The following is a 12,705-nucleotide window of genomic DNA, read 5'->3' as shown; positions in this document are numbered from 1 at the left end:
CACAACCCGGCCTGGGACGGAGTAACGTACATCACCGGAGAGGCCGCTCCCCCCGTGGCGGCCTCTCCCTTATTGTTCCAGCCCCGGCGCGTTCGACGCGCCGTCGTCGGGCGCCCTCGCGCCCGGCTCGGTTCGCGCCGTCACCGGGTGCCGCAGCCCCGGATGACCGGCCGGCAGCGACCGGCGCAGCACAGCCCAACTGGCCGCCAGGGCCGCCGCGACCAGCGGCCAGGTCAGTCCTACCCGGGCGACGGTCAGGGCGAGCACGTGACCACCGAGATACAGCGGCACGAACACCGCCAGACGCAGCAGGTAGGTCGCCGTCCACACCCAACTGGCCCGCCCGTACGCCCGCAGCAGCGCCGGGTCACGGCGCCAGCGCCCGCGCTGCCCGAGCGCGGTGGCGACGACCACCCCCAGCAGCGGCCAGCGCACGATGATGCTCACCGCCCACGCCAGCGCGCTGGCGGCGTTCGCCAGCACCTGCACGAGGAAGAAGTCCTCCGCCCGCCCGGTGCGCACCGCCACCAGCGCGGCCACGCAGACCGCGAGCAGCCCGACCAGCACCGACCGGGGCCGGTCACCGCGGCGCAACCGCCAGCCGGCCACCAGCGCGCCGGCGACCAGCGCCGCCACCACCCCGACCAGGACCGACCGGCCGGCCACCAGCCAGCCCACCGCGAACGCGACCGGCGGCACGGTGGCGTCCACGGCGCCTCGACGCCCACCGAGCAGATCGGCCAGTGACTCGGGTCGCCCGTCCACGGCGGCGTCCCGCTCCGACGTACCGGTCACGTGTCCTCCCTCACCTGCGGCCAACCTATCTCCACGCCACGGACGGGTCACCGGCCGGACGCCGGGGGTGTGCCGCTAAGTTGTGCGGGTGCGCGTGACGCCCAGGGGTGGAACAGCGGTCTGGCTGGTCGTGCTGGCCCTCATTCAGACGGCGGCCTTCATCGCCGTCTGGCAGTTCGCCCTGCACATGGAGATCGGCCAGTGGATCGACACGGTGGCCCTCACCGGCAACCGGATCGGCCGCGACCACATCGAGGAGCCGGTCGACCGGATTCTCAACGCCATGTCCGTGGTGTCGCTGCTGGCGGTCACCGTGATGATCGGATTCATCGCGCTGATCCGCGGTCGGGTCGCCCTGGCCGTCGCGGCGACCCTGCTGATCGCGGGCGCCAACGTCACCACCCAACTGCTCAAGTACGGACTGAGCCGCCCCGACTACGGCATCGACCTGGAACGGGCGTACGTCGGCAACAGCCTGCCCAGCGGGCACACGACGGTCGCCGGCTCGGTGGCGGTGGCCCTGGTGCTCGTGCTTCCGCCGAAGGTGCGGGCCGTCGGGGCCGTGATCGGTGCCGGCTACGCCGCGACCGCCGGAGTGGCGACCCTGTCGGCGGGCTGGCACCGCCCCAGCGACGCGGTCGCCGCGTTCCTGGTGGTCGGCGTCTGGGCGGCGCTGGCCGGCCTGCTGCTGCTGATCACCCAGCGGGAACAGGCGGAGGTCGAGCCCGGTGACGCGCACCGGCTCACCGCCGTGCTGTTGGGCGTGGGCGGGCTGCTCGCGATCGCCGGCTGCGCGCTGGCCCTGTGGTGGCTGGTGGGACTGCGATCCACCCCGGCGGCGGAGCTGTCCCGCCGTCCGCTGTTCGTCGGCTACACGGGCAGCGCCGCCGGCATCGCCGGCTCCATGGCGGTGGTGATGGCGCTGGTGCTCACCGCCGTGCACCGTCTGGTCCCCCGCTACAAGGGCTGACCGAATGGGCGTCGTACGGTCGGCATTCCATGACGAGTGCGACCGGCTCGGCGCGGTGCTGCGTACCCTCGACCGGTCGGACCTCGACCGCCCGACCCGCTGCACCCCGTGGACGGTGGCCGACCTGCTGGCCCACGTACGCACCGGAGCCGGTCGGCTGGCCGACATGCTGGCCGTCGAGGTGCCCGGACCGGCCCAGGTCGACGCCGCCGGCTACTTCGGTGCGACGAAGTTCGTCCCGGAGGTGGACGCCGCCCGGATCGGTTCCGCGCGTTCCGAAGCGACCCGACACCGCAGCCAGGAACTGGCGGCCGGGCCCGGGGCGGTGCTCGGCACGGACTTCGACGCGGTCTGGCGGGCCACCCTCGCCGCAGTCGACGGCCACCCCGCCGACCGGGTGGTGCGCAGCCGGCACGGCGACGCGATGACGGTCACGGAGTTCCTGCGTACCCGGGTGGTGGAGGTCGGTGTGCACGGCCTCGACCTGGCCGAGGCGCTGGACCGGCAGCCGTGGCTGACCCCCACCGCCGCCCGGGTGATCGCCGATCTGCTCACCGGCGGGCAGGCCCTGCCGGCGCACCTCGGCTGGGACCGGCTGACCCTGATCCGCAAGGCCACCGGCCGCGAGACGCGCAGCCGGACCGAGCAGGAGGCCCTCGACGTAGCCGGCATCCGGCTGCTCACCTTCGGCGGTTGACCGACCCCGCCCGCCGGGACCCGCCGTGCACCCGCCCGCGCGAGCCGCCACCGCCCCGGTACCGGACGCGGCCGGCGGGTCAGGCGTCGGCGTGGCGGTGTCGGGCTGCCGCTGCTGCCGGCCGGTGCCGGCCGGTCAGGCGGCGCTACGGGGTGCCGGTACGTGCGGGGCGGCGGCGCGCAGGTGGGCCAGGACCACCGGGTCGATCCGACCGGGCGCCAGCCGCTCCTCCAGGTTCTCCAGCCCGGCCCAGGCGACAAGCGCGTCCTCGGGCTCCGTCGGGTCGGCCGGATACCCGAGCGCGGTCAGCAGCCCGGCGACCTCGGTGGCCAGCGCCCCGGTCAGGTCCAGCAGGGTGGCCGGATCGGGTCGACTGAACAGCAGCGTGTGCACCGCGAGCAACCGGTCGAGTTCGGTGATCGGATCCGGGTGGTCGTCGACCCGCAGGTCGATCATGAAGTCGCCGGTGCCGCCGTACCCGCCGCCGCGGCGCACCACCAGCAGGCCGGCGCTCTGCCGCCCGCGCCGGTCACCGCCGGTGGCCTCGCCCGCCCGCAGCGCCGCGAGCAGCCGCTGCGGGAACGGTAGGTCGGTCCCGGCCAGCCAGGCGTCACGGAGCGCGTCGACGACCTGGGGGCCGGTGAGGATGTTCCCCTGCGCCGCCCAGCCGTCGCCGGCCTGTCCACCGGCCCAGCCCCGGCAGTGCGCACCGGTCCAGGTGGCGCCCGGCCCGATGGCGGCGACCACACCGAGCTGCCGGTGATCGCGTTCCGGGTCGGCGGCGACCAGCCCGGCGACCACGCCGGCGGCGGACACGCCGGTACGCAGCAGCGCCAGCCCCTGCGGGCGGTAGGCCAGGTTGACGTGTGCCTGGGTGGCGATCGCGCCGACCTCGGCCGTGGCACCCGGCACCAGTGCCCCGGCGGCCAGGAAACGGCTGGCCACGACGACGCCGTGCAGCCGGCCGTCGTCGGAGCGGGCCACGAGGGAGAAGGTCACGCTGGGAAGGTTAACGCTGGTGACGGTCCTGCGGCCGCCTCGACGACCTTGCCCGAAGACGGCGGGGCGGGCACCATCGACCGATGACGACGCGATGGGCAATGACGGTGCCGTTGGGCGGGATCCCGCTCGCTGACCACGCCGCGGTGTACGCGGCCCTCGCCGACGCCGGCTTCACCGACGTGTGGTCCTCCGAGGTCAACGGGGCCGACGCGTTCACCCCACTGGCGTTGGCCGCCGCCTGGCAGCCCGGGCTGCGGCTGGGCACCGCGATCACCCCGGCGTTCACCCGTGGACCCGGCCTGCTGGCGATGAGCGCCGCCGCGCTCGCCGACGTCGCCCCGGGCCGGTTCGCCCTCGGCATCGGCGCGTCGTCGCCGGTGGTCGTCTCCGACTGGAACGCCGTGGAGTTCACCGAACCGTTCCGGCGCACCCGCGACGTGCTGCGATTCCTGCGCTCGGCGCTGCGGGGGGAGACCGTCGACGGCGCCTTCGACACCTTCGCCGTCCGCCGGTTCACCCTGGAACGGCCGCCGGCGGTCCCGCCACCGCTGCTGCTGGCGGCGTTGCGTCCGGGCATGCTGCGGCTGGCCGCCGCCGAGGCCGACGGAGTGATCCTCAACTGGCTCGCCGCCACCGACGTGCCCCGGGCAGTGGCCGAGCTGGGGCAGCGGCGTCCGCAGTTCGAGGTGGTCGCCCGGATCTTCGTCTGTCCCACCGAGGACGCCCGGTATGCCCGCACCCTCGGCCGGCGCATGATCACCAGCTATCTGACCGTGCCCGCGTACGCGGAGTTCCACCGCTGGCTCAGCCGCCAGGAGACGCTTGCCGACATGTGGGCGGCGTGGGCCGCCGGCGACCGGCGAGGCGCCCTGGCCGCGATCCCGGACGAGGTGGTCGACGCGCTGATCCTGCACGGCTCACCGGAGCAGTGCCGGGCACAGGTGAACCGGTACGTCGACGCCGGGGTGGACGTACCGGTGCTGGCCTTGCTGCCCACCCCGGAGGTCACCGGCACCGACCCGGCGGCGCTGGCCACACTTGTCGCCCGGCTCGGGCGCGATGCGAAGGAGTCGGCGTGAACCTCACCGGACGGGTAGCGGTGATCACCGGTGGAGCCGGGGGGATCGGTGCGGCGCTGGCCCGACGGTTCGCCGCCGAGGGCGCCGCCGCGCTGGTCCTGGCCGACCTGGACGGCGCCGCGGCCGAGGAAGTCGCCGCCGCCGTGGGCCCACTGGCCCGTGGGGTAGCCGTCGACGTCACCGACGAGGAACAGGTACGCGTCCTGGTCGCCGACACCGAACGCCGCCACGGCCGGATCGACGTGTTCTGCGCCAACGCCGGAGTGAGCACCGGCGGGGGAGTGGAGGTCGACGACGCCGGCTGGGAACGGTCCTGGCGGGTCAACGTGCTCGCCCACGTGTACGCCGCCCGGGCGGTGCTGCCGGCGATGCTCGCCCGAGGCAGCGGCTACCTGCTGCACACCTGCTCGGCGGCGGGGGTGCTGACCGCCGTCGGCGACGCCGCGTACACCGCCACCAAGCACGCCGCCGTGGGTTTCGCCGAGTGGCTGTCGGTGACCTACCGGGACCAGGGGATCCGGGTCAGCGCGCTGTGTCCGCAGGGGGTCGACACCCCGATGCTGGCCGACGGACTGGCCGCCGGACACCTCGGTGCCCGGATCATCGCGGCCTCCGGCGCGGTGCTCAGCCCGGACGACGTGGCCGCGGCGGCGGTCGCGGGGATGGCGGAGGAACGCTTCCTGATCCTGCCGCATCCCGAGGTGGCCGACTACTCCCGCCGTCGCGCCGAGGACCCCGACGGCTGGCAGTCCGGCCTCCGCAAACTCGTCCGCCGCCTCCGAGCCACCCCCTGATCGCCGACCCCTCCGCCGCACCGCCTCGCCGATCATGCAGTTGTGGCACCCGAAAGGTTGCGAAGGGTCCTGTTTGTCACATGCCACAACTGCATGATCGCGGTAGGAGGGTGGGCGCGGCATTGGGGTTAGCGGGGCCAGCGGAGGGGGCCCGGGCGCACTGACCAGAGCAGGCGACGCCAGTGGGGGCGGGCGGCGCGCAGCGTCGCGCTGTAGGTGGTGGCGGCCTCGGCGGCGACCTCGGCCTGTTCGGCGGTAGCCGTGCCGGGCGCGAAGCCGACCTGATTGATCAGCGCGGCGAGGTCATCGACGGCGAGCTGCACCGCCGTCGACATCGGACGTTCCTCGTCGGCGGTGCCATCGGTGGAAGCGGCTTCGGCGGTGACGACGTCGCGACGGATGGCCTCGGCCAGGGTTCGGTTAGCCACGGCGGCGACCTCGGTGGCGGACAGGTCCGCAGCGACCGGTCGGCCGGCCAGCCGCAGCGCGTCGGTAAGCTCCCGCCAGGCGCCGGCGATGCGGTGTACGGGGTCACCCCGGTGCAGGCGGGCCCGGGTCTGTGCCCGGCGTAGCCCGGCGAGGGTGATCAGCAGCGCCACGACGACGAGCAGCAGACCACCGCCGGTGCCACCGACCAGCACCGGTACCGGGATGCCCCCGCTGTCCGTGGGGCCACCGGGAGCGGCCTGCGCCGGCGGCGAGGCGGTCGGCTCCAGGGTGGGCTCCGGCTGCTCCGACGGCGGCGGGTCCTCCGGCTGGGGGCGGAAGTCCTCCTCCACCGGGCGGGGCTGCTCGTCCGGCCGGGGCAGCGGATCGAACGCCACCCAGCCGAGACCGTCGAAGAGCACCTCCGGCCAGGCGTACGCGTCGGCGGCCCGCACCGGACCCGACCCGGGAGCGGCGAACCCGACCACCACCCGGGTCGGCAGCCCGGAGAGCCGACCCAGCACCGCGAACGACGCCGCGAACTGTTCGGACGTGCCGCGCTGTCCCCCGCCGTCGCGCGGACCGAACAGGAAGAACGCCAGGTTCGGGTAGGCATGCCCGCTCGGCGCGTCGGCGACCAGCCGGTAGTGCTCGGCCAGCCACTGCTCGATCGCCGCCGCCCGCGCGTACGGTGCGCCGTTCTCCTCGGCCAACTGGGCGGCCAGCCGTCGCAGTTGCTCCGGTGCCCCGTCGGGCACGTGCAGCACCCGGGCCACCGCGTCGCCGGCCGGGGTGTTCGCGGTGGCCAGCAGGTTGTTGTCGGGACTCTCCCGGGCCGAGGTCACCGTGTAGCGCAGTCCGGGGGTGAGACCGTCGGGACGGATCAGGGTGCCGGTGCCCGGGTCGTAGGCGACCCGGGCGCCGCTGACCTCGCGTGGGGTGGGCACCGCGGGCAACAGTCGTCCACTGAGGTCCCCGACGGTGATCTCCTGGCGGACGGTTTCGACGGTGGTGTGCGGGGCCGGTTCGCTGGCGGGCAGGATCCGGCCGGCATTGCGGTAGGTCGCGCCCACCCGCCAGGTGACCCCGTCGTAGTCGCTCAGCACGGCCAGCCTGATCCGCACCCCGGCACTGCCCGTCACCGCGTCATCGGTCGGGCCTGTCGAGCCGGGATCGTCGGGGCGGTCGGTCGCCACCTGGAACAGTTCCTGCTCCGGGTTCAACGCCCAACCGGAGATCCGGATCAGCGGGTTCTCGTCAAGCGTCTCCACCTGCGGCGGCTCCACATACCGCCGGGGATCCACCGGGCGGGTGTCCACCAGGGCGGCCACCGCCGGGCCGAGCAGCGCCGCCAGCGCCACCACCACCGCCGTACCGGCGGCCGAGGCCACCGCCAGCCGGACCCGTACCCCGGACCGCACCGCCGGGGGAAGCCCGTCGGCGGGGTCACCGTCCGCCGGCCGGGACGACACCGCCAACCCGAGCGCGGCCGTCACCACCAACGCCACCGTCGCACCGATCGCCGGCTGCGCGTTCGGTCCGACCACGTACACGGCACCGGCGTGCAGCAGCACCGGCGGCAGATAGCCCAGCAGCACCCGGCCGGCCCGCAGCGCCACCTCCGCACCGGCCAGCCCGGCCAGCCAGGCGGCGACCACCGGCAGCAGGACCGTGTCCGGCGTGGCCGCCACCGGGATCATCGCGGTCAGCAGCCGGGGGATGGCGTTGCCGGCGGCGTCGCCGGCCACCTCGACGAACCCACCCGGCAGCTGCGCGTCGACGGCGGCCACCCGCAGGCTCACCGCCGTCCACCCGAGCATCGCCAGCACCGACACCGGTGCCACCAGCCAGGACGGCAGCCGCCGGGTCAGCACGCTGACCAGCACCGACCCGACGGCCGCGCCGGCCACCAGCATCGTCAGCAGCGGCCCCGCGTACACCCGGCCGAGCACCGCACCGGCCAGCGTGACCATCACGACAAGCGTCGTCGGTACCGCCACCGCCCGCAGCAGCCTCACCACCGGCGTACCCCGTCCCACTCGGCGGCGAAGGCCGCCCCGTCGACCGCGTCGACGACGACCAGGCCGGCGGTACCCGGCGGCGTCGGCTCCGCCGCACCGAAGATCCCCACCACCACCGATGGGTACGCGCCGCGCAGCGCGCCGACGTGACCCAGATCCTCGGTCGCTCCCGGTCCGGTGAGCACGACAAGGGTGTCGCCGAGGCGGTCTCTGCGCAGCCGTGCCGCCGCAGCCGCCAGCGTGCCCTCGTTGGTCAGCGCCACCGCCGCCAACCGGTCCAGCGGTCCACTCGGACCGGTTTCCGACCCGCCACCCGCCGCAGCGCCTGGACCACCGCTGCCCGCCCCGCCGCCACCCGGACCGGTACCGATCGGTCCGGCGGGCGCGTCCTCGGCGGCGACGAACAGCAGCACCACCGGCAGATCCTCGCGGACCGCCGCGGTGACCACCGACGCCGCCGCCTCGCAGGCCGACTCGAACGACTCCGCCACCGCGCCGACCCGGTCCGGATGCGCGGCGGCCCGATTGTCCAGCAGCACCACGATCCGGGGCAGGCTGGTGTCCACGTTCTCCCGCACCATCAGCTCACCCACCCGGGCGCTGGTGCGCCAGTGCACCCGCCGCAACTCGTCACCGACGACGTACTCCCGCAGCGAGTCGAAGGTGATCGAGCCATGCGGTACCGCGTCGACCCGCCCGTCGAGACTGCGGCCCGCGCCGGTGGGCACCGCCCGTAGCGGATGGATCCGCGGGTACACCCACACCGGCACGACCTCGCCGTAGGAACGGGCCAGCACCACCAGGCCGAGCGGATCGCGGCGGGTCACCCGCAGCGGGCCGACCGGCACCACCCCACGCCGGCTGGTCGGGACCGGGTAGCTGACCGTGGTGTCCGCGCCGGGCCGCAGCCGCAACACCGGCACCGGCACCGGCCGGTCACCGCAGCGGTCGGCGGCCAGCATGCTCGCCGCCCGCAGCCTTCCCGCGTTGCGTACGGTCAACGTCATCTTGGCCGGCTCGCCCCGGGCCACCCGGTCCGGTTCGGCCTGCCGGGACACCAGCAGCCGGGGCTGCCGGGCCGCCGCGAGCAGGGCGGCCGCCACCGCGGTGCCGGCCGCCGCGCCGAGCAACGTCAACTCCGGATACCCGAACCGGAAACCCACCCCCAGCAGCAGCACCGCCGCGACGAGCAGACCGATGCCCCGGGCGGTGATCCCCACGCCAGACCTCGCCGATCAGGGGTGGGCCGGGGCCGGCTGGCCCGACGGCAACGGCACCGGCACCGAGGCGACCGCCTGGCGGAGTACGTCCGCGGCGGTCACCCCGCGCACCTGGGCGTCGGGAGTGAGCAGCAGCCGGTGCGCGAAAACCGGCTCGGTGAGCATCTTCAAGTCCTCCGGCATGATCCAACCCCGGCCGTCGATCAGCGCGTACGCGCACGCCGCCCTGGTCAACGCGATCACCCCGCGTGGACTGACGCCGACCCGGACCTGCGGGTGGGTGCGGGTGGCCGCCGCCAGCCGCACCGCGTACGCGTACAACGGCTCGGCGATGTGCACCCGCCGGGCCATCCGGACCATCTCGCCGACGGTGGCGGTGTCGGTCACCGCCGCGAGCGCCTCGGGGGAGCGGACCGTCGCCCCGCGCAGCACCTCCACCTCCACCGACTCGTCCGGATACCCCACCGACAACTTCACCAGGAACCGGTCCAGCTGCGCCTCGGGCAGCCGGTACGTGCCGTCCATCTCCACCGGGTTCTGCGTGGCCACCACCAGGAACGGCTGCGGCACCGGATGCCGCACCCCGTCCACGGTGACCGTCCGCTCCTCCATCACCTCCAGCAGCGCCGACTGCGTCTTCGGCGACGCCCGGTTGATCTCGTCGGCGATGACGATGTTGGCGAAGACGGGACCGGGATGGAACTCGAAGCCCCGGGTGGCCTGGTTGAAGATGGTCACCCCGGACACGTCGGAGGGCAGCAGGTCCGGCGTGAACTGGATCCGCCGCCACTGCCCCTGCACCGTCGCCGCGATCGCCCGGGCCAGGGTCGTCTTGCCCACCCCGGGCACATCCTCCAGCAGCACATGCCCCTGAGCGAACAACGCGGTCAACGCCAGCCGCACCACCTGCGATTTGCCGAGCACCACCGTGTTGACGTTCTCGGCCAGCCGGGCGGCCAGGGCGGCGAAGCCCTGCACCTCCTGCTGGGTGAGCGGTTCGTGGCTGTTCACGGTGGTGCTCCTCGCCTGGGGTGGATCAGCAGGTGGGCAGGACGTTGATGTCGTCCCCGCCCTCCAGGTTGAGCCAGGCCCAGGGGATGTAGTTCCGTCCGCTGTACTCGACCTGCACCCACCAGGTGCTCTGCTTGTTGTCGTTGTAGATCCAGGAGTCGATGTCCGTGCCCCGCACCTTGCAGTACGCCTTCAACCGGGTGCCCGGCTTCGCCCAGCCCTCCTGGCGATCGTTGTCCTGCCGGGGCACCGAGAAGATCTCGTTGCCGTTGCGACCGTCGCGGTCCCGGTCGCAGTAGGTGCGCTGGTCGCCGTCGGGCCCGTTCTCGCAGGTGGCGACGCCGAACAGGGCGTCGGTCTGCTGCGCCCTGGTGGCGGTGCCGCTGCCGGCGGCGTTGGTCGCCGTCACCGTGAACGTGTAACTCGTGCCGGGAGCCAACCCGCTCATCGTGATGCTCGAACACGGGCCACTCTTCGCCGGCTGACCCGACCGGGACAGCGTACAACTGGCCTGACCGCCGCCGGCGTCCACGGTGAACGTCACAGTCGCCGCCGTCGCGGTCGCCGACGACCCGGTCACCGTCACCCGGGGGGCCGCCACCGTACGCGCCGTCGTCGTTGCCTGCGCACCCTCGCCGGCCTCGTTCACCGCCCGGACCCGCACCGTGACGTTCTGACCGTCACCCAGGCCGCCCACGGTCGCCCGGGTGTCGGTGACCTCGCTGCGCTTGTCACCCACCTCGACCACGTAGCCGGTCACCGCCCGGCCGTTGGCCACCGCCGGCGCCCACTGCACCGCCACCGTCCCCGGCTGGTCGGCCACCGTGCCCGCCCGCAACTCCAGCGGCTCACCGGGCACCGTGAACGGCACCACCGTGTTGCTCACCGGCGACGCCTCCGACGCCGCGCCCTTGTCGTTGACCGACACGACGGTGAACGCGTACTGCGTGCCGTACTCCAGCTCACCGGCCTTCACCACCAGCTCGGTGCCGGTCGCCTCACCCACCGGTGCGTTCGTACCTGCCGAGGTCGCCGACACCGCGTACCGGGCGATCGTGTTGCCCTGACCGTTCGCCTCCGGCCACGTCACCACCACCGTGCCGTCCGCCCGCGCCGCGGCGGTCACCTCGGTCGGCGCGTCCGGCACCTCCGCGGTCGGCGTCACCGGGTTGCTGTTCCGGGCCGGCCCCGCGCCCTTCGCGTTCACCGCGTGCACCGAGAACCGGTACGTTTCGCCGTTGGTCAGCTCCGTGACCTCCACCGACCGCTGGTTCGCGCCGACCTCCAGCCGCTGCCCGGCACCCTCCACCACGTACCGGATGATCTCGGCACCGTTGGCCGCCGCCGGCCGCCAACTCACCCTGGCCTGTGCGTCGCCGGCTGCCGCGCTCACGTTGCGCGGCGCACCCGGCTTGCTCACCTGAGGCTTCTTCGGCGGCGGAGGTGGCGGCGGAGGCTCCGGTGGCGGATCACCACCGAGCACGTCGTTGGCGTACTTGTCGACCTCCCGCACCTGGTGCGAATCGTCGACCACCCGCGCGGTCGCCGCGTCCGGCGCGTTGATGAACAGGTAGTTCTCCCGCACCTCCAACTCCAGCGGGCCACCCCACCGGCCCCGGATGGTGTCGGTCACCTGGCCCGTCGCGTCGAACGCGTACACGGTGCCCGCCGCCTCGTCCGCGCAGTAGAACCGCCCGGCCCAGGCCACCGCCGGACCCAGCCGGTCACCGTCGCCCGGCACCGTGAACGACCGCACCTCGCCACCGTCGCCGATCGCGTGCACCTGCCGCTGCCCGGGCACCGTCACCGGCACCACCGGCCCGCTGGTGCGCACCGGCAGGATGCCGGGCCCGGTCAACGTCGACGCCAATGCCGTACGGCGGGTCGTGCCCTCCACGACGGTCACCAGCGTCCCGGCCGTCCGGTCCAGCACCGCCACGCCGTCGTCCAACGTGGAGACCACCAACTCGTGGCTCGCCTCCGCCACGTCGTACGTCTGCACCCGGGGCGAACCCACCGGCGAGTCCGTCGCCTCCGACGGCAGCACCGCCGGAGTGATCGCCGAGACCGTGCCCTCCGCCGGCACCGCGACCCACAGACGGCCCTCGCCGTCGAACGCACCGCCGGTGATCCCCGGCGGATAGCGCACCGGCTCGCCCACCGGGGCCAGCGACCTCGGATCCAACTGCCGCACCACACCCTGGACCGCGTCCACCACGAACGCCGCGTCCTCGTGCAACGCCACACTCACCCCGAGCCCGGGAGCGGTCGGCGTGGTCGCGGTGATCTGCAACGTCGCCAGGTCCAACGCGCTGATCTGACCCGTGTTCAGATCCCGCAGCATCAGCAGGCGGTCCGTCTGCGTCACCTGCATCGGATGCCGCCGCGCCGCCGGCACCTCCATCCGGGTGTCCACCCGGGCGGTGACCCCGTTGACCCGCGCCAACTCGCTGCGCGCCGCACTCCACAACCAGGAACTCGCGTCGTAGTTGGCCACCGCGTTGTCCGCCGAGCCCAGACCGAGCACGGTCAGCCCCATCGCCGCCAGCAGCGCCAGCACCGTACCCACGGTGACGAGACCACCGCGTACCCGGGACCGGGATCGTGGGGTGCGGGTCGGAACGGCCTCGTCGATGCTCGCCACAGCCGGCAGCCTCCCGTGTCGTCTCGGCAGGTGGCGCCCCCGTACG

Annotated in this window: 10 protein-coding genes; 4 read left to right on the top strand and 6 right to left on the bottom strand. The window is 74.1% G+C overall.

The genetic code is table 11. The features are described 5' to 3' along the window. Positions 1-69: 69 nt before the first annotated feature. Positions 70-795: a DUF3159 domain-containing protein gene (locus O7601_RS25665; RefSeq protein ID WP_281563645.1), complete on the bottom strand. Its 726-nt coding sequence runs from the start codon at positions 793-795 to the stop codon at positions 70-72. Positions 796-877: 82 nt separating this feature from the next. On the opposite strand from O7601_RS25665, the gene O7601_RS25660 reads away from it, so the two are divergent. Beyond that, positions 878-1,765 carry a phosphatase PAP2 family protein gene (locus tag O7601_RS25660; protein ID WP_281563644.1) on the top strand — a complete coding sequence of 296 codons (888 nt, stop codon included), beginning with the start codon at positions 878-880 and terminating at the stop codon, positions 1,763-1,765. A 4-nt stretch (positions 1,766-1,769) separates the two neighbouring features. Next, on the top strand, positions 1,770-2,462 hold the full coding sequence (locus tag O7601_RS25655; protein WP_281563643.1) for a maleylpyruvate isomerase N-terminal domain-containing protein: 693 nt from the start codon (positions 1,770-1,772) through the stop codon (positions 2,460-2,462). A gap of 135 nt (positions 2,463-2,597) precedes the next feature. Here O7601_RS25655 and O7601_RS25650 read toward each other — a convergent pair whose 3' ends face one another. Then, positions 2,598-3,461: a DUF1028 domain-containing protein gene (locus O7601_RS25650; protein WP_281563642.1), complete on the bottom strand. Its 864-nt coding sequence runs from the start codon at positions 3,459-3,461 to the stop codon at positions 2,598-2,600. 101 nt (positions 3,462-3,562) lie between these two features. On the opposite strand from O7601_RS25650, the gene O7601_RS25645 reads away from it, so the two are divergent. After that, positions 3,563-4,543, top strand: coding sequence for an LLM class F420-dependent oxidoreductase (locus tag O7601_RS25645; RefSeq protein WP_281567033.1), 981 nt, complete (start codon positions 3,563-3,565; stop codon positions 4,541-4,543). Then, entirely contained in the window at positions 4,540-5,337 is a 798-nt protein-coding gene (locus tag O7601_RS25640) for an SDR family oxidoreductase (RefSeq protein ID WP_281563641.1), read from the top strand. Before O7601_RS25645 ends, O7601_RS25640 begins: the two co-directional genes overlap by 4 nt. Before the next feature lie 128 nt (positions 5,338-5,465). Here the strand turns inward: O7601_RS25640 and O7601_RS25635 are convergent, their stop codons facing one another. The 4 genes from O7601_RS25635 to O7601_RS25620 are packed head-to-tail and all read right to left on the bottom strand — an operon-like array spanning position 5,466 to position 12,659. Beyond that, positions 5,466-7,736 (bottom strand): transglutaminase domain-containing protein, encoded by a 2,271-nt coding sequence (locus O7601_RS25635; protein WP_281567032.1) that lies wholly within the window; start codon positions 7,734-7,736, stop codon positions 5,466-5,468. Between the two features lie 41 nt (positions 7,737-7,777). Continuing rightward, positions 7,778-9,004, bottom strand: a complete 1,227-nt coding sequence (locus O7601_RS25630; protein WP_281563640.1) for a DUF58 domain-containing protein — start codon at positions 9,002-9,004, stop codon at positions 7,778-7,780. A gap of 15 nt (positions 9,005-9,019) precedes the next feature. Next, positions 9,020-10,015: a MoxR family ATPase gene (locus O7601_RS25625; protein ID WP_281563639.1), complete on the bottom strand. Its 996-nt coding sequence runs from the start codon at positions 10,013-10,015 to the stop codon at positions 9,020-9,022. 25 nt (positions 10,016-10,040) lie between these two features. Next, a complete protein-coding gene (locus tag O7601_RS25620) occupies positions 10,041-12,659 on the bottom strand; it encodes a fibronectin type III domain-containing protein (RefSeq protein ID WP_281563638.1) in 2,619 nt (872 codons plus the stop codon). Positions 12,660-12,705: the final 46 nt, after the last annotated feature.

It is taken from the genome of Verrucosispora sp. WMMD573, from assembly GCF_027497175.1.
Taxonomy (GTDB): domain Bacteria; phylum Actinomycetota; class Actinomycetes; order Mycobacteriales; family Micromonosporaceae; genus Micromonospora.
The sequence above is the reverse complement of the archived record's forward strand: the minus strand, read 5'-3'. Positions and strand labels throughout refer to the sequence as shown.